Below are 15,720 nucleotides of genomic sequence, written 5' to 3'. Positions count from 1 at the left end.
GCCTGTGCTTTATCATTTTGCAAGGAGCATCATAATCTGATTGCTTCTGCTTACGAACTTTGTCATCTCGTCCGGAGAGAGCGGTTTGTGGCTGATCATTGCCAGATCATACAGCTGCTCGCAGAACAGGGATGTGTTGTCGTTCTCGCCATTCTTCAGAATGTACTGAACGAGCGGATGTTTTGCATTCAGGATCAGGGTTTCCTGTCCGCCGAACATGGACGGATCCATGCCGGTCATACCGTACATCTTCATCATATCCTGCATCCGGCGGCTCTCCTCGGAAAGCGTTACCATGGAGGATACATTTTCGTCTTTCAGGTTCTCAACTTTGACGGTCAGATCTTTCTTGTCGAGGACTTTGCGGAAGAGATCGGTCAGAGTATTTGTAGCGTCGGTCAGATCCTCACCGGACTCGTCTTTCATATCGTTGGTCAGATCTGCATCGATGCGCTGGAAAGTTACATGCTCGTTGCAACGCTCTGCATGGGTGATGAAAGCGGAGTCGATGTTGTGTTTCAGGATGACAGCATCCATACCCTGACTGCGGAACATGTTGATGTACTGGCTCTGCTGAACTTCGTCGGTGACGTAGTAAACAGTCGTTTTTTCCGGCTCTTTCTTCTCGTCAGCGTTTTCCGTATTTTCGGTATTCTCCGTAGTTTCAGCCTTCTCTTCGGTGTTCTCTGCAGGAGCTTCTTCTTTCTTATTCTCGTTGATGCAGTCCTCAAGAGTCAGATATTTTCCGTCGATGTTCTTGAACAGAATATAGTCCATCATCTTCTTGGAGAATTTCTCGTCCTTGATGCATCCGTATTTGATGAATGGGTTGATATCATCCCAGTATTTCTCGTAATTCTCACGGTCGGTTTTGCACATGCCGGAGAGCTTGTCAGCGAATTTCTTGGAGATGTACTCGGAGATCTTCTTGACAAATCCGTCGTTCTGCAGTGCGCTTCGGGATACGTTCAGCGGCAGATCCGGGCAGTCGATGACGCCTTTTAAGAGCATCAGGTATTCCGGAATGACTTCTTTGATGTTGTCGGCAATAAATACCTGGTTGTTGTACAGCTTGATGGTTCCCTCGATGGAATCGTACTCGGTGTTGATACGCGGGAAGTAGAGGATACCTTTGAGGTTGAACGGATAGTCCATGTTCAGGTGGATCCAGAACAGCGGCTCGCGGTAGTCGTTGAAGACTTTGCGGTAGAATTCTTTATAATCCTCATCGCTGCACTCGTTTGGATGTTTGGTCCACAGCGGGTGGATATCACTGATGGAAACCGGGCGTTTGTTGATTTTTACTTTCTCTTTGGCCGGGGAAACTTCAACCTGCTCTTTCGTTCCGTCTTCTTTTTCTTTCTCTTCGTATTTTGCGTCCTCGTGGATGTGCTCTACGACAACGTCGTCATCTTTTAATTCGCTTTCATCGATGGTCTCGTATTCCTGCGGCGCATTTGCTTTGGACAGGAAAATTTCAACCGGCATGAAGGAGCAGTATTTTTCCAGAACTTCGCGGACACGGTATTCGTTTGCGAATTCCAGGCAGTCCTCGTTCAGGAACAGAGTGATTTCGGTACCAACAGTTGTCTTGCTGCCCTCGGACATATCGTACTCGGTGCTTCCGTCACAGGTCCAGTGTACCGGGGTGGATCCTTCTTTATAAGAAAGAGAATCGATGTGAACTTCATCTGCTACCATGAAAGCAGAGTAGAAACCAAGACCGAAGTGGCCGATCATCTGATCTGAATTCGTTTTGTCTTTGTATTTCTCCAGAAATTCGGTAGCGCCGGAGAAGGCGATCTGGGTAATATATTCTTCGACTTCGTCTGCGGTCATACCGATACCGTTATCGATGAATTTTAAGGTTTTCTCATCCGGGTTTACAATCACCTGAATGGCTGCTTTGTAGTCATCCGGCAGAGTATATTCGCCCATGCCGTCGAGTTTTTTCAGTTTGGTGATGGCATCGCAGCCGTTGGAAACGAGCTCGCGGACGAAGATATCGTGGTCGGAATACATCCATTTTTTGATAATCGGGAAAATATTGTCGCTGTTGATTGAAAGATTTCCATGTTTCGCACTCATGAGAAACACACTCCTTTTCTTATAAAAATATTTTGATCCAGCAAAGCGGGGATATCATGCTTTTTTAGATGTCTGCAGCTTTTTTACTGCTCTGATAGTTATAGTAATACTGGCACAGGGAAAAGTCAAGGGAAAATTAGCACTCGAGAAAAAAGAGTGCTAACAGAACGACGGAAAGTATTGAATTTACTGGTATTACGGTACTTTCTAAACTTTTTGTAAAGTCTGATCAGAAGGGCTGCGCAGTTGTTTCTGGAGAATGGATATGCTACAATGAAAAAGCATAGAAGCGTTTCGAACAGAAAGATTCCGAGGGTACATAAAAGAAAAATGGAGGAAATACATGACAAATGCGACAAAGGCGGCGCTGGAAGCGTCATTAAAAAAGCTGCTTTTGAAAAAGCCGCTGGACAAAATTACGATCAACGATCTGACGACAGACTGCGGCATCAGCCGGATGGCGTTTTATTATCATTTTAAGGATATCTACGATCTTGTCGAATGGTCGTGCCTGGAGGATGCGACGCAGGCGCTGCAGGGGAAGAAAACGTATGAGACATGGCAGGAAGGCCTGCAGCAGATTTTTGAGGCAGTGCTCGAGAATAAACCATTTATTATGAATGTCTATCACTCTGTAAGCCGGGAGCAGATCGAAACATATCTCTTTCATCTGACGCACGATCTGCTGTACGGTGTCGTACAGGAAAAAGCAAAGGGAACCGGCATCTCCGAGGCGGATCAGAGTTTTATCGCAGATTTCTATAAGTATAGCTTTACCGGTGTCATGCTCGACTGGATCAAAGACGGAATGAAAGTGGATTACCATATGATTGCGGAAAAAATGCACCGCACGATGGAAGGAAATGTCGTCAATTCCATCCGAAATTTTGAAAAAAGAAATAAAATATAGTTACACTTTACAAAACAGGGCGGATGATAAAAATTTAATCATCCGCCCTGTTTTGTAAATGGAAAAGCGGGGAAAAATGAAGTAAGATTCAAATTGTCAACAGACAATGGCAACACAAATAGAAACTTGTAAAACAAAGAAAGCAGCATAACCTATACGAACCGGAAATTCGAAAAAACATTCCGGCAGTCGTATTTAGAAAAGAAAGGATGAACGTCTATGTCAAAAAAAGGATTAAAATTCGGAATCGCATCAGCAGCAGTCATCGGAGCTGGAGCAGCAGTGCTGCAGGCAAAAAACAAGAGTGAAGCAAAAAAAGCAGCGGAGACAACCACTGTAACATCAGAACCAAAGAATGATTACCGCAACACCGAGCGCGGAAAAGATAAGAAAAACAGCAAAGGCATTTATTACACCAACGGAAACTACGAAGCCTTCGCAAGACCGGAAAAACCGGAAGGCGTCGATGAGAAGAGCGCATACCTCGTAGGAAGCGGCCTCGCAGCCCTCGCAGCAGCGTGCTTCCTTGTAAGAGACGGCCAGATGAAAGGCGATCACATCCACATTCTGGAAGCCATGGACATCGCCGGCGGTGCCTGCGACGGTATCTACGATCCGACCCGCGGCTACATCATGAGAGGCGGCCGTGAGATGGAAAACCACTTCGAGTGCCTGTGGGATCTGTTCCACAGCATCCCGTCAATTGAGACACCTGGTGTATCCGTTCTTGATGAGTATTACTGGCTGAACAAAAAGGACCCGAACTACTCCCTGTGCCGTGCAACGAAGAACCGCGGCGAGGATGCCCATACCGACGGCAAGTTCAACCTGAGCCAGAAAGGCTGCATGGAGATCATGAAACTCTTCATGACAAGAGACGAGGATCTGTACGACAAGACGATCGAGGATGTTTTCGATGATGAAGTCTTCAATTCCACCTTCTGGCTGTACTGGAGAACGATGTTCGCATTTGAAAACTGGCACAGTGCACTGGAGATGAAGCTGTACTTCCAGCGGTTCATTCACCACATCGGCGGACTGCCGGACTTCTCCGCACTGAAATTCACGAAGTACAACCAGTATGAATCTCTGATTCTTCCGATGAAGAAATACCTCGAGGATGCCGGCGTAGACTTCCAGTTCAATACCGAAGTAACCAACGTTATCTTTGAAATCAACGATGGAAAGAAAGTAGCAAAAGCCATCGAGTGCAAAGTAAACGGCGTCGAGAAAGGCATCGTTCTCACCGAGAATGACCTCGTCTTCGTTACCAACGGAAGCTGCACCGAAGGCACGATCTACGGCGATCAGAACCATGCACCGAACGGTGATGCAGAGGTCCGCACGAGCGGCTGCTGGAGCCTGTGGAAAAACATTGCAAAACAGGATCCGTCCTTTGGACATCCGGAGAAATTCTGCTCCGATATTGCAAAGACAAACTGGGAATCCGCAACAATTACCACTCTCGACAATAAGATCATTCCGTATATCACCAATATCTGCAAACGTGATCCGAGAACCGGAAAGGTTGTTACCGGCGGTATCGTAAGCTGCCAGGATTCCAAGTGGCTTTTAAGCTGGACCATCAACCGTCAGGGACAGTTCAAAGAGCAGGATAAAGATAAGGTATGCGTATGGGTTTACAGCCTGTTCACCGACGTACCTGGCGACTATGTGAAGAAACCGATGAAAGAGTGCACTGGTAAAGAGATCACCGAAGAGTGGCTGTACCACCTCGGCGTGCCGGTTGACCAGATTCCGGAGCTGGCAGAGAACAGCGCTGTCTGCGTACCGACCATGATGCCGTACATCACCGCATTCTTTATGCCAAGAAGAAAGGGCGACCGCCCGGATGTCATCCCGGATGGCTGCGTCAACTTCGCATTCCTCGGACAGTTCGCTGAGACACCAAGAGATACCATATTCACGACAGAGTATTCCGTTCGTACCGCAATGGAAGCTGTTTACGGACTCCTCGGCGTAGACCGCGGTGTGCCGGAAGTATGGGGCAGCGTTTACGATATCCGCGACCTGCTGGACAGCTCCGTGAAACTGATGGATGGAAAATCCCCGCTGGAAATCGAGCTTCCTGGACCGCTCAACCTGCTGAAAAAACCTCTGCTGAAACTGGTAGATGGAAATGTAGTTGGAGATCTCTTAAAAGAGCATGGAATTATCAAAGAGGATATGGTGAAATAAGAAATAGAAAATAAGTAAGAAATGCAATAAGACCTGCGCTTTCAAACGGCGCAGGTCTTATTGCGTTGCTATGTATGCTCTCAAACAATTAAGCAGATTTCTTCGTGAAAAACAGCGCGGCACAGACGGCGGCGATGCCTCCAGCGAGCTTTGCAACGAGAAGCGGCACGACAAAATCAGGATCGGTGCCGAACGTAAATCCCATATGTGCGGCGATGGTCGATGCGGCGGAGACGAGGAAAGCTGCGTTTACAATCTTTCCGCGCTCGTCCATTTTTTCCATCATTGTGATCGCCGGAACAGGGCTGACAATGCCCATCAGAAGACCGGCGGCACTGCTGTCGTTCATGCCGGTTTTTCTTCCAATAAAAGAGAGCGGCTTTTTGAGCACCCGCTGTAAAAGCTCCGCCGTCGGAAGGCTGCCGAGTAGTACAATGCCGATGGACGAGACGACCGCCATCGCGTCCTCCAGCGGCGCAAGGTCCGGGAGCAGCGAAAAGCCGGTCATATAGCAGAACGCGCCCGCGATGAGGCCGATCGTCGTCAGAAGCCGGATCACATCTGCAAATACCGTGAACGCGCGCACGGTCTGCTCCGGAAAACGCCAGATGCCGAACATCAGCAGAAAGCAGAAGAGGAGCACCGGGAGCGACTGAAGTACGATCTGCAGAAAAGAGAGTCCTGAGAGCAGTCCGCCGACGATCATCGTGACGGGAAGTGTGCCCGTGCCGATCAGCATGCCGCGGGAGAAAAGGAGGCGGTCGCCGCTTTTCAGCATTCCCATGCCGACCGGAATCGTAAAGGTGATGGTACAGCCAAGCGTCGCCGCAATCACAAGTCCTGCGTAGCGCACCATCTCCTGCGATGCCGAAAGCTCTCCGGCGAGCTGGTAGCCGCCCATGTCAATGGCGAGAATGCCGGCGAGAAGTCCCGCATCCAGACCAAAAAAGTTCCAGATGGGAACGAGGGCGAAACGGAGAAAGCGGGAGAGCAGCGGGGTGAGGCAGATGATGCCCGACATGGAAAGTGCCGTCGGTCCAAGCAGCATAAAGCCCTCCTCAAACCGTTTTCCAAATCCGAAGCGATTGCCAGCGATCCGGTCGACACCGCCGAGTACCGCGCCGACTGCCATGATCCACATAATAATCTGATTCATAAAAAGAGAACCTTTCTAAATAAGTATTTTGTCTTTATATCTGTTCTTCAAATGCAATTTCATTTTTCAGCAGAAACTGGCGGACTTCCTCATCGAAGACGCGGTCGAGCGACTTGTCCATCGTAAAGATTTTGAGGGAAGTTCCGGTGGTAAGTAAGAGTTTTCCGTCCTTATACTGAAAATTCAGAAAGCATCCAAACACGTTCTCTATTTCCAGCGGCAGCGCATGGTCCGCGATCATTTTTTTGCACGCCGCCTGCGGAAGCTGAAACACAAATTTGAACTGCAGAGGTGTCCGTTTTCCTTTGATGACGGAATAGCAGAACGATTTCACATCTTTCCAGAGAAGCCGCGTCCGTCCTTTTTCTTTTAAGAGCTGCGCGTCATCGGGATCGAAAAAGTCCGTGTGAAGACTGCCGTCGATGGAGAACGTCGTAAACGTTGTGATCGACGCCTCGGAGACGGGAAAGCGGTCAAATGTCTCGAGACGGAGCAGGGTGTTCATAAAATTCTTTAACTGTGTAATCTGCAGGATAATCATCCGTAGTTAAAACCAGCCTTTCTTTTTAAAATACCAAATTTCAACAGCAACAATGAGAATACAGACGCCGATCAGGATGAAGTACGCATACGGGGCAGAAAGCTCAGGCATATGCGTAAAATTCATGCCGTACCAGCCGGCGATCAGGGAAAGCGGGAAAAAGATCGTCGAGACGACCGTCAGAATCCGCATCGTATCGTTCTGACGCAGGTCGATCTGCGCCTGCTGCATCTCGCGGATCTGCAGGGCGTACTCCCGCAGCATCTGGGTGTGGTCGTACAAACGGTCCACGCGGTTTCCAAGGCGCGAAAACTGACGGGCGCATTCCGGGGGAAGAAAGTGATTTTCGTCCTCGGAGAGTATTTCGCACATGTCGAGAAGCTGCTGGTAATAGGCATGGAACACGAGCAGCTCCCGACGGATCGTGATCAGGGTCCGCTGCAGCTCTTTTGGCAGAGTGTCGAGAAGAGACTCCTCGATTGTCGCGAGGCGCTTCTCAAAATTCTGCAGATAGAGCATATCCTCCTGGATCAGCGATTCCAGAAACGAGAAAAACAGGTGGAAGACATCGGAAGTATCGAGCGGTTCTTCCGGGAAGAGGAGGCTCTGCAAAGCCGGAAGTGTCTGTTCGTCGGCTGCCAGAATAAGCTGCCCCCGGTCGAGATAAAACGCAAGCGAGAATGCAAGGTGAAGCGGATGCGTCTTGTCCGGAACGGCAAGCGATCCGACCAGGCAGTCAGGCAGCAGCTCTGCGCGGCAGTATTCGATGCGCTCCGGCTGCAGACTGCGCCGGAAAAGAGAAAATCCGGGCAGCGCCGCGCAGGCTTTGGAAGCTTCCGAAAACGAAAGCAGGGAAAGCCGGACCGAATCCGAAAAAGTCCATTCCATACGTACCACCTCCTGAAAATAAGCAATGGAAAAATATCCATAAACAAAAAAGCCGTATGACCGTAGTATACCGCAAAAAGGGGAGTGCGACAAGAAAAGGAAAAAACTTTTAACGGAAAAACTTTTATTGGGAAAAAACTTTTTGCAATGGAGCACTAAGTGTGTTATGATAAAATGTAGTTATCAAAACTACATGACAAAATATCAAAAAATTCACTGTGTCGAATTCGTCCCTAGTTTAGGAAGGTTTGAAAAAGAGCGGTGATTGGAAATACGAAACGTCCGCAGTGAGAAAAAGCGGAATCAAGTTTGGAGGGATAAAATATATGAGTTTTCACATTGTTGCAGACAGCTGCTGTGAACTGACAGTAGATATGAAAAAAAGAGGAAATATTGAAATTGCACCGCTGACCCTGGAAGTCGGCGGAGAATCCATTCTGGATGACGAGACATTTGACCAGAAATATTTTTTAAAGAGAGTAGCGGAATGCCCGGAGTGCCCGAAATCCGCCTGCCCGTCGCCGGATTATTTCCGGAAATCTTTTCTGAACGGAGCAGAACGGTGCTACGCGGTCACACTTTCCGCACAGCTCAGCGGTTCCTATAACAGCGCAGTGCTCGGTGCAAACCTGGCGCAGGAGGAGAACGAGGATCTGAAGATTCACGTATTCAATTCCAGAAGCGCATCGATAGGAGAGACCCTGATCGTGAAAAAAATCGTGGAGTGCGAGGAAGCCGGCATGAGCTTTGAGCGCGTCGTAGAGACAGTAGAACTCTATATCAGCACACAGCACACCTATTTCGTGCTGGAAAATCTCGAAACTCTGCGGAAAAACGGCCGCCTTTCCAAAACAAAAGCACTTGTTGCATCCGCGCTTAAGATCAAACCGGTTATGGGAGCCACACCGGAGGGCGATATCGTACAGCTTGATCAGGCGCGCGGCATCAACAAAGCACTGATGAAAATGGTCGATGCCATTGTAAATGACGCACAGCATGTAGAAAACAAAACGCTTGCCATCTCTCATTGCAACTGCCCGGAGCGCGCCGAGATGGTAAAAGAAGCCCTTCTGGAGCGCCTTGCGGTACAGGATGTCTTCGTACTCGATACCCAGGGCGTCAGCAGTATGTATGCAAATGACGGCGGAATTATCATTGCATTATAACTTTTCTCTTCCCTTTTTGTTGAAAATGTAGTATAATTTTCAACATGTTTGAAAGTGCCGCCGAGCACTTTTTAGAAATCAAAGGAGAAGTAGAACCATGAGTCAGGAAAAAGTTGACCGCTATAAAAAGGAAAAAGCGAACCGTGAGAAAATCATGAGACGTGAAAGATGGATCACGAGACTGGAAGTTACCGCTTTCGTCGTTGTGCTGGCTACCCTGATCGGCTGGTTCTCCGTTGCTGTTTACCAGAACTCGGTAGCAGAGAAAAAGGCGAACCGCACGACAGAAACCACAACGATGAACGTGACGGATATTCAGAATTATCTGAGCGAGACCAACACATCCAGCGACAGCAGTGCAGATGACACCAGCGACAGCTCTGATGCTTCCGATACATCTTCGGACAGCACAGCAGATACGGCAAGTGACAGCACAGCAGATTCCATCAGCGAAAGTACAGCGGAATAAGCAGAATTGTTAAAGAAAGTAAAAGCGCTTACCACAGACGGGAAAATCCCGGAGTGATAAGCGCTTTTGTTATAGAGATTTATAGCAATCCCCGAAAATAATGCAAAAAATTCAGCACCGCAGAGCGTGAATTACTGCGTCACAGATTTTCGTCGTACCCCGGTACGCCTTCAAATCTGTTCCTTGCAATTCGCGCTCTGCAGCACTGCCTTTTTTGCATTATTTTCGGGTCTTGCTATAGAAAAAACTATGAGAAACACGCTCCGCGAGTTTCTTAAGTTATCGCGGCAGTCGCCAAGGTCTCGTGCAGGCACGGACTTTGGCTCGTTGTCCGCGTAAATTAAAAAACCGGAGGACATACATCCTCCGGCCTTTCGCTTATGGTTAATTAGCATTTAACAACGTTGGAAGCCTGCATTCCGCGAGCACCCTCGGTAAGATCGTAAGTAACCGCCTGACCTTCGTCAAGAGTTTTGAATCCTTCACCCTGGATAGCGGAGAAATGTACGAATACATCGTTTCCGTCTTCGCCTGTGATGAAGCCATAGCCCTTCTCTGCGTTAAACCATTTCACTGTTCCCTTGTTCATTGTGAGTTACCTCCATAAAATTAAAAAATAAGCATGATGTGGGAATGCATATGTTCCCCCATAAGCGAGTGAACTTTTGATAAAAAAATTCACTAGCTATTACAGATTATATTGAAGGTGAATGCTAATATAATCTCTAATAGCTAGTGACCACGTATTACATCTCAACATCTTCTCGATTGAGACCATTATAATCTTGCAAATCAAAAAAGTCAAGAAAAAACTCTTTATTTCAGGAAAGATTTCGTGTATTATAAAAAGGAATAAATGGTCGGACGACGGCCAGAAGAAAAGAAAGGATCAGAGAACGTAAGATGAGTATCTTAATCAAAAATGGACAGGTCATCGACCCGGCCACCCAAAAAGACGAAATCAGTGATGTTCTGATCGAAAACGGCGTTATTACACGGGTTGAAAAAGGAATCCGCGTAAAAGATGCGCAGGTAATAGATGCAAAAGGCTGCTATGTAATGCCTGGCATCATCGATATGCATGTACATCTCCGCGACCCGGGGCAGACATATAAAGAAGATATTGAAAGCGGTTCGAAAGCAGCAGCAAAAGGAGGCGTGACAACGCTGGTAGCGATGCCGAATACAAAACCGGTCATCGACAGCCCGGACCGCGTCAACTATGTAACGATCAAAGCAGACCGTTTTTCTCCGATTAATGTACTGCAGGCAGGCGCCATCACAGTAGGACAGAAGGGTGAAGAGCTCGCCGATATCGAGGGCATGGTAAAAGCCGGCATCCCGGCGATCAGCGAGGACGGAAAATCCGTTATGAACGCGCTGCTCTACAAAGAGGCCATGGAGATTGCCGCAGAGAAAAACATTCCGGTGCTGGCTCACTGCGAGGACAAGAACCTCGTAAACGGCGGCTGCATGAATGAGGATGCAAACTCGAGAGAGTGGCATCTGCCGGGCATCACAAACTCCGTAGAGAACACGATTGTTGCAAGAGATATCGTACTTGCCGCAGAGACAGGTGCACACCTGCATCTGTGCCACTGCTCGACCAAAGAGAGCGTGGATATGGTGCGTGAGGCGAGAAAGGCCGGCGTTTCGATTTCCGCCGAGGTCTGCCCGCATCACTTTACCCTCTGCAGCGACGACATCGTAAAGGGCGACACCAACTACAAGATGAATCCGCCGCTCCGTACGAAAGAGGATCTCGAGGCACTGCGCCAGGGTCTGAAAGACGATGTCTTCGATGTCATCAGCACCGATCATGCACCGCATGCGCTGACCGAGAAACAGGAGTCCTTCAAGAAAGCTCCGTTCGGCATCGTCGGACTGGAGACGAGCGTGGCTCTTACCATCACCGAACTTGTGGATACCGAGATCATCACCCCAATGCAGATGGCGGAGAAGATGAGCTATAATCCGGCAAAAATCCTGCACCTGGACAAGAAAGGTTCTCTTGCACCTGGCATGGACGCCGATGTGGTTATCATCGATCCGGAAGCAGAGTATGTGATCGATCCGAAGGAGTTTGTTTCCAAGGGCAAAAACACTCCGTTCGGCGGCAAGAAAGTCAAAGGAAAAGTTATGGCTACCGTATGCGGCGGCAAGATTGTATACGAAGCTGAGTAATTTCTAATAAGAAAAAACAGAAGAGGGAGAGTAAGCAGATGATTAACAAACTGATTGCAAACATTAAAAAAACAAATGCACCGATCGTCGTAGGTCTGGACCCGATGCTGAACTATGTGCCGGAGCACGTACAGAAAAAGGCATTTGCCGAGTACGGAGAGACACTCGAAGGAGCTGCAGAGGCCGTTTGGCAGTTCAATAAAGCGATTGTCGACGCAACATACGATCTGATTCCGGCTGTAAAACCGCAGGTTGCCATGTATGAGCAGTTCGGCGTTCCGGGAATGGCAGCATATGAGAAGACCGTTTCCTACTGCCAGGAAAAGGGTCTCGTTGTCATCGGCGATATCAAACGAGGCGATATCGGTTCTACTTCTGAGGCGTATGCAGTCGGCCACCTCGGCCACGTGCAGGTGGGAAGCAAATCCTACGCCGGATTCCATGAGGATTTTGCAACTGTCAATCCGTATCTTGGATCTGACGGCGTAAAACCGTTCATCAAGGTCTGCAAAGAGGAGAAAAAAGGTATCTTTGTTCTGGTAAAAACCTCGAACCCGTCCAGCGGCGAGTTCCAGGACCGCATCATCGACGGACGTCCGCTGTATGAGTGGGTCGGCGAGCAGGTTGCCGCGTGGGGCGAGGAGCACATGGGCGATGATTACAGCTATGTGGGAGCTGTTGTCGGTGCTACGTACCCGGAGATGGGCAAGGTGCTGCGTAAGGTAATGCCGAAATCCTACATCCTGGTACCGGGCTACGGTGCACAGGGCGGAAAAGGAAAAGACCTCGTTCACTTCTTCAATGAGGACGGACTGGGTGCAATCGTAAACTCTTCGAGAGGTATCATCGCTGCTTACAAACAGGAAAAATATGCCGAGTTTGGCACTGAGAACTTTGCGGATGCTTCGAGAGCAGCTGTAAAGGATATGGTTGAGGATATCAGCGGGGCGCTTGCTGCTGCAAAATAAGAATACAGGGTGAAAAGCTCAGAAGGTCTGCCGGGTAGATGTTATGTCCGCCGGAGGATATTTTGGGCTTTTCGCCGATTCAAGAAAATAAAAGGAGTGTTCAGCTTATGAAAATCAAGGAATGCTGTACCGTGGAAAGTCAGGAGTGCATTGCAAAAGGAATTTACAGCATGTGGATTTCCACGAAAGTGATTGCAAAAGAGGCGAAGGCCGGCCAGTTTATTTCTCTGTTTTCGAAGGACGGCAGCCGTCTTCTGCCGCGTCCGATTTCTCTTTGTGAGATCGACCGAGAGGGAGGAAGACTTCGGATTGTCTACCGTGTGGCAGGTGCAGGAACGGAGGAGTTTTCGCATCTGAAAGCGGGGGATGAGGTTGATATTTTAGGGCCGCTTGGAAATGGATTCCCGATCGAGGAAGGTAAGGGAAAACGTGTGATGCTGATGGGCGGCGGTATCGGTGTTCCGCCGATGCTGCAGACGGCGAAGGATCTTGGAACGGACACGATCATCTGCTGTGGTTACCGCGATGAGTTGTTCTTAAATGAGGAGTTTGCTGCGGCAGGCGATCTTCATATTGCAACGGAGGACGGAAGTGCCGGTGTGAAGGGCAATGTGATGGATGCGGTGCGCGAGGATCATCTGGAAGCAGATGTAATTTTTGCCTGCGGTCCGGCTCCGATGCTGCGTGCGATTAAGGCGTACGGTCTGGAAAAGGGAATTCCATGCTGGATTTCGATGGAAGAGAAGATGGCGTGCGGCGTTGGCGCATGTCTTGCGTGTGTCTGCCAGTCGACTGAGGTGGATGGTCATTCACATGTGCACAACAAGCGGATCTGCAAGGACGGACCTGTCTTTTTAAGTACGGAAATTGAGCTGTAAGTGACGCGAGGAGGAGAAAAAGCGATGAAGACAAGTGTGAATCTGGCGGGTGTGGAACTGAAGAATCCGGTTATGACGGCATCTGGTACGTTTGGCTCCGGCGCGGAGTACAGTGAGTTTGTGGATTTGAAGGAGCTTGGCGCGGTTGTGACGAAGGGTGTTGCGAATGTGCCGTGGCCGGGGAATCCGACGCCGCGTATTGCGGAGGTTTACGGCGGAATGCTGAATGCGATCGGACTGCAGAATCCTGGTATTGATGTGTTCTGTGAGAGGGATATTCCGTTTTTGAAACAGTTTGACACGAAGATTGTGGTGAATGTGTGTGGACGGACGACGGAGGATTACTGTGAGGTTGTGGAGCGATTGACTTCGGAGCCGGTGGATCTGCTGGAGATTAATATTTCGTGCCCGAATGTGAAGGAGGGCGGTATTGCGTTTGGACAGGATCCGAAGGCGGTGGAGGCGATCACCAGAGAAGTTAAAAAATATGCGAAGCAGCCGATTATTATGAAATTGAGCCCGAATGTGACGGATATTACGGAGATGGCGCGGGCTGCGGAAGCCGGCGGGGCGGATGTGCTGTCGCTGATCAATACGCTTACTGGGATGAAGATTGATATTGAACGGCAGAAGTTTGCGATTGCGAATAAGACTGGCGGTATGTCGGGGCCGGCGGTGAAGCCGATTGCGGTGCGGATGGTGTATCAGGTGGCGCAGGCAGTGAAAGTGCCGATTATTGGTATGGGCGGTATTGCGTCGGCGGAGGATGCGCTGGAGTTTATTCTGGCGGGGGCTACGGCGGTTTCGATTGGGACGGCGAATTTCTTTAATCCGTATGCGACTGTTGAAACGGTTCGCGGTATCGAAGAGTATATGAGAAGGCATAAGGTTGACGATATTAATTCGCTGATCGGGGCGGTGAGATAAGACGGACGGCCTCGAGCGGCTTCGCATCTGCGGTGCGGCGGGCGAGAAAAAGAGGGCGGAACTGTGGCTCAGAATGGGCACAGTTCCGCCCTCTTTTTCTATGCCCGCCACACGGCAGGCGCAAATTCCAGTGAGGTCTGGTTGTGTGGAGCTGAAACGAAGTAGGTCTGGATCCGCCGGGGGCGGATCGGCGTGAGAGTGTTGTGGTGGGTGCATAGTATATAGAAAATGGAAGGTGGTATGTGAGATGAAGTATGGGATCATTAAAGTGAAGCGGGCGTTTTTGTATGAGGAGAATGGGGTTGATGTGGTGGATGAGGTGTTTTTTGGATGGAGCGTGATGTGGGAAGATGAGGGGGAGTGGATTGAGGTTTGGACGCATTATGGGTATCGGGGGTGGATGGAGAGGAATTTGATTGAGGAGAAAAGCAGGGAGTGGATGGAGGAGAGGGAAAAGGCAGGGAATACGTATGTGGTGACACGCGGGTTTGCGGATGTGATGAGAGGAGCGCGGGTGCAGGCGCGGATGTTGGAGACGCTGGGACGGGGGTGTTTTGTGGAGAAAATGGAGGAGACGGAGAATGGGTATTGCAGGGTGAAGCTGGCGAATGAGATCAGTGGGTTTGTGCCGGAGGTGGCATTAAGAAAAAGACTGGATTCGGATCGGTTTTTGTGGGGAAAATCGGAAGAGAGGTTTTTTGTGGAGCAGGGGATTCCGAAGGGGTGGTCGGAAGAGAAGTTTCGGAGGAAGGTTGTGGAGTGTGCGAAGGGGTATCTTGGATGCCAGTACCGATGGGGCGGGAAGGCGGCGGATGGGATTGACTGTTCGGGTGTGGTGTTTATGGTGTATTTGATGAATGGGGTTTTGATTTGGCGGGATTCGGATATCAGGGAAGGGTATCCGATGAAAGCGATCTGGAGAGAAGGGGAGGAGATGTGTCTGGTGGAGGAACGGGCGAAGGCCGGGGATCTGCTGTTCTGGAGGGGGCATGTGGGGATGTATCTGGGGGACGGCAGGTATCTGCACTGTACGGGGCATGAGAGGGTGTTTGGGTGCAGGGTGAATAGTCTGCGGAGAGGGGATGAGGATTTTCGGAAGGATCTGGCGGAGGCGCTGAAAGTGGTTGGGAGTGTTTTTTCGTGAAATATCTGGAAGCGGAAAGCTGGAGGAAAAGAGCGATGTACCGTGAAAAACAGGCATCGCGGGCGGCACGGGAGTAAATAAGACATATATAATTGACATCAGGAAATATCATTTTTGTATTGGAAATCCCTGAAAAAGTTTGTTATAATAATAACAAAGTCGAAAACAAAAGACAAAAGGCGGCTCAAACAGAGAGTAGGAA

At 49.3% G+C, this 15,720-nt stretch carries 14 protein-coding genes; 9 read left to right on the top strand and 5 right to left on the bottom strand.

What is annotated here, in order from left to right:
* Window positions 1-12: 12 nt before the first annotated feature.
* Window positions 13-2,088 carry a molecular chaperone HtpG gene (htpG, locus tag DW642_RS07215; protein WP_117509737.1) on the bottom strand — a complete coding sequence of 692 codons (2,076 nt, stop codon included), beginning with the start codon at window positions 2,086-2,088 and terminating at the stop codon, window positions 13-15.
* A 343-nt stretch (window positions 2,089-2,431) separates the two neighbouring features.
* On the opposite strand from htpG, the gene DW642_RS07210 reads away from it, so the two are divergent.
* Window positions 2,432-2,998, top strand: a complete 567-nt coding sequence (locus DW642_RS07210; RefSeq protein ID WP_022461989.1) for a TetR-like C-terminal domain-containing protein — start codon at window positions 2,432-2,434, stop codon at window positions 2,996-2,998.
* A 219-nt stretch (window positions 2,999-3,217) separates the two neighbouring features.
* Complete coding sequence (locus DW642_RS07205) at window positions 3,218-5,197, top strand: oleate hydratase (protein WP_117509736.1); 1,980 nt, start codon at window positions 3,218-3,220, stop codon at window positions 5,195-5,197.
* An 88-nt stretch (window positions 5,198-5,285) separates the two neighbouring features.
* Here the strand turns inward: DW642_RS07205 and DW642_RS07200 are convergent, their stop codons facing one another.
* From DW642_RS07200 to DW642_RS07190, 3 genes are read right to left on the bottom strand one after another with little or no spacing between them, the layout of a single operon-like run.
* Window positions 5,286-6,353 (bottom strand): ethanolamine utilization protein EutH, encoded by a 1,068-nt coding sequence (locus tag DW642_RS07200; RefSeq protein WP_117509735.1) that lies wholly within the window; start codon window positions 6,351-6,353, stop codon window positions 5,286-5,288.
* A 34-nt stretch (window positions 6,354-6,387) separates the two neighbouring features.
* Window positions 6,388-6,894, bottom strand: coding sequence for a DUF5721 family protein (locus tag DW642_RS07195; RefSeq protein ID WP_117509734.1), 507 nt, complete (start codon window positions 6,892-6,894; stop codon window positions 6,388-6,390).
* A gap of 6 nt (window positions 6,895-6,900) precedes the next feature.
* Window positions 6,901-7,782 (bottom strand): magnesium transporter CorA family protein, encoded by an 882-nt coding sequence (locus tag DW642_RS07190; protein WP_022461993.1) that lies wholly within the window; start codon window positions 7,780-7,782, stop codon window positions 6,901-6,903.
* A 326-nt stretch (window positions 7,783-8,108) separates the two neighbouring features.
* On the opposite strand from DW642_RS07190, the gene DW642_RS07185 reads away from it, so the two are divergent.
* Together DW642_RS07185 and DW642_RS07180 are read left to right on the top strand one after the other, a co-directional pair.
* Complete coding sequence (locus tag DW642_RS07185) at window positions 8,109-8,948, top strand: DegV family protein (RefSeq protein ID WP_117509758.1); 840 nt, start codon at window positions 8,109-8,111, stop codon at window positions 8,946-8,948.
* Between the two features lie 97 nt (window positions 8,949-9,045).
* Window positions 9,046-9,417 carry a hypothetical protein gene (locus DW642_RS07180; RefSeq protein ID WP_117509733.1) on the top strand — a complete coding sequence of 124 codons (372 nt, stop codon included), beginning with the start codon at window positions 9,046-9,048 and terminating at the stop codon, window positions 9,415-9,417.
* A 388-nt stretch (window positions 9,418-9,805) separates the two neighbouring features.
* On the opposite strand, the gene DW642_RS07170 is transcribed toward DW642_RS07180, so the two are convergent.
* Window positions 9,806-10,006: a cold-shock protein gene (locus tag DW642_RS07170; RefSeq protein ID WP_022461996.1), complete on the bottom strand. Its 201-nt coding sequence runs from the start codon at window positions 10,004-10,006 to the stop codon at window positions 9,806-9,808.
* Between the two features lie 314 nt (window positions 10,007-10,320).
* Here DW642_RS07170 and DW642_RS07165 point away from each other — a divergent pair, with 314 nt between their 5' ends.
* The 5 genes from DW642_RS07165 to DW642_RS07145 all read left to right on the top strand — a co-directional run bounded on the left by DW642_RS07165 (window position 10,321) and on the right by DW642_RS07145 (window position 15,518).
* Window positions 10,321-11,601 (top strand): dihydroorotase, encoded by a 1,281-nt coding sequence (locus tag DW642_RS07165; RefSeq protein ID WP_117509731.1) that lies wholly within the window; start codon window positions 10,321-10,323, stop codon window positions 11,599-11,601.
* Between the two features lie 38 nt (window positions 11,602-11,639).
* On the top strand, window positions 11,640-12,569 hold the full coding sequence (gene pyrF, locus DW642_RS07160) for an orotidine-5'-phosphate decarboxylase (protein ID WP_022461998.1): 930 nt from the start codon (window positions 11,640-11,642) through the stop codon (window positions 12,567-12,569).
* Between the two features lie 107 nt (window positions 12,570-12,676).
* Entirely contained in the window at window positions 12,677-13,447 is a 771-nt protein-coding gene (locus tag DW642_RS07155; protein ID WP_022461999.1) for a dihydroorotate dehydrogenase electron transfer subunit, read from the top strand.
* Window positions 13,448-13,471: 24 nt separating this feature from the next.
* Window positions 13,472-14,374: a dihydroorotate dehydrogenase gene (locus DW642_RS07150; RefSeq protein ID WP_022462000.1), complete on the top strand. Its 903-nt coding sequence runs from the start codon at window positions 13,472-13,474 to the stop codon at window positions 14,372-14,374.
* A gap of 247 nt (window positions 14,375-14,621) precedes the next feature.
* Window positions 14,622-15,518, top strand: a complete 897-nt coding sequence (locus DW642_RS07145; RefSeq protein ID WP_117509730.1) for a C40 family peptidase — start codon at window positions 14,622-14,624, stop codon at window positions 15,516-15,518.
* The last annotated feature ends 202 nt before the right edge of the window (window positions 15,519-15,720 follow it).

Origin of the sequence: Blautia sp. AM23-13AC (genome assembly GCF_003435675.1) — a bacterium.
GTDB lineage: Bacteria > Bacillota > Clostridia > Lachnospirales > Lachnospiraceae > Fusicatenibacter > Fusicatenibacter saccharivorans.
The sequence above is the reverse complement of the archived record's forward strand: the minus strand, read 5'-3'. Positions and strand labels throughout refer to the sequence as shown.

Coding starts and splice junctions, on each gene's coding strand:
- htpG (WP_117509737.1), bottom strand. CDS start 2,088: ATGAGTGCGAAACATGGAAATCTTTCAATCAACAGCGACAATATTTTC.
- DW642_RS07210 (WP_022461989.1), top strand. CDS start 2,432: ATGACAAATGCGACAAAGGCGGCGCTGGAAGCGTCATTAAAAAAGCTG.
- DW642_RS07205 (WP_117509736.1), top strand. CDS start 3,218: ATGTCAAAAAAAGGATTAAAATTCGGAATCGCATCAGCAGCAGTCATC.
- DW642_RS07200 (WP_117509735.1), bottom strand. CDS start 6,353: ATGAATCAGATTATTATGTGGATCATGGCAGTCGGCGCGGTACTCGGC.
- DW642_RS07195 (WP_117509734.1), bottom strand. CDS start 6,894: ATGATTATCCTGCAGATTACACAGTTAAAGAATTTTATGAACACCCTG.
- DW642_RS07190 (WP_022461993.1), bottom strand. CDS start 7,782: ATGGAATGGACTTTTTCGGATTCGGTCCGGCTTTCCCTGCTTTCGTTT.
- DW642_RS07185 (WP_117509758.1), top strand. CDS start 8,109: ATGAGTTTTCACATTGTTGCAGACAGCTGCTGTGAACTGACAGTAGAT.
- DW642_RS07180 (WP_117509733.1), top strand. CDS start 9,046: ATGAGTCAGGAAAAAGTTGACCGCTATAAAAAGGAAAAAGCGAACCGT.
- DW642_RS07170 (WP_022461996.1), bottom strand. CDS start 10,006: ATGAACAAGGGAACAGTGAAATGGTTTAACGCAGAGAAGGGCTATGGC.
- DW642_RS07165 (WP_117509731.1), top strand. CDS start 10,321: ATGAGTATCTTAATCAAAAATGGACAGGTCATCGACCCGGCCACCCAA.
- pyrF (WP_022461998.1), top strand. CDS start 11,640: ATGATTAACAAACTGATTGCAAACATTAAAAAAACAAATGCACCGATC.
- DW642_RS07155 (WP_022461999.1), top strand. CDS start 12,677: ATGAAAATCAAGGAATGCTGTACCGTGGAAAGTCAGGAGTGCATTGCA.
- DW642_RS07150 (WP_022462000.1), top strand. CDS start 13,472: ATGAAGACAAGTGTGAATCTGGCGGGTGTGGAACTGAAGAATCCGGTT.
- DW642_RS07145 (WP_117509730.1), top strand. CDS start 14,622: ATGAAGTATGGGATCATTAAAGTGAAGCGGGCGTTTTTGTATGAGGAG.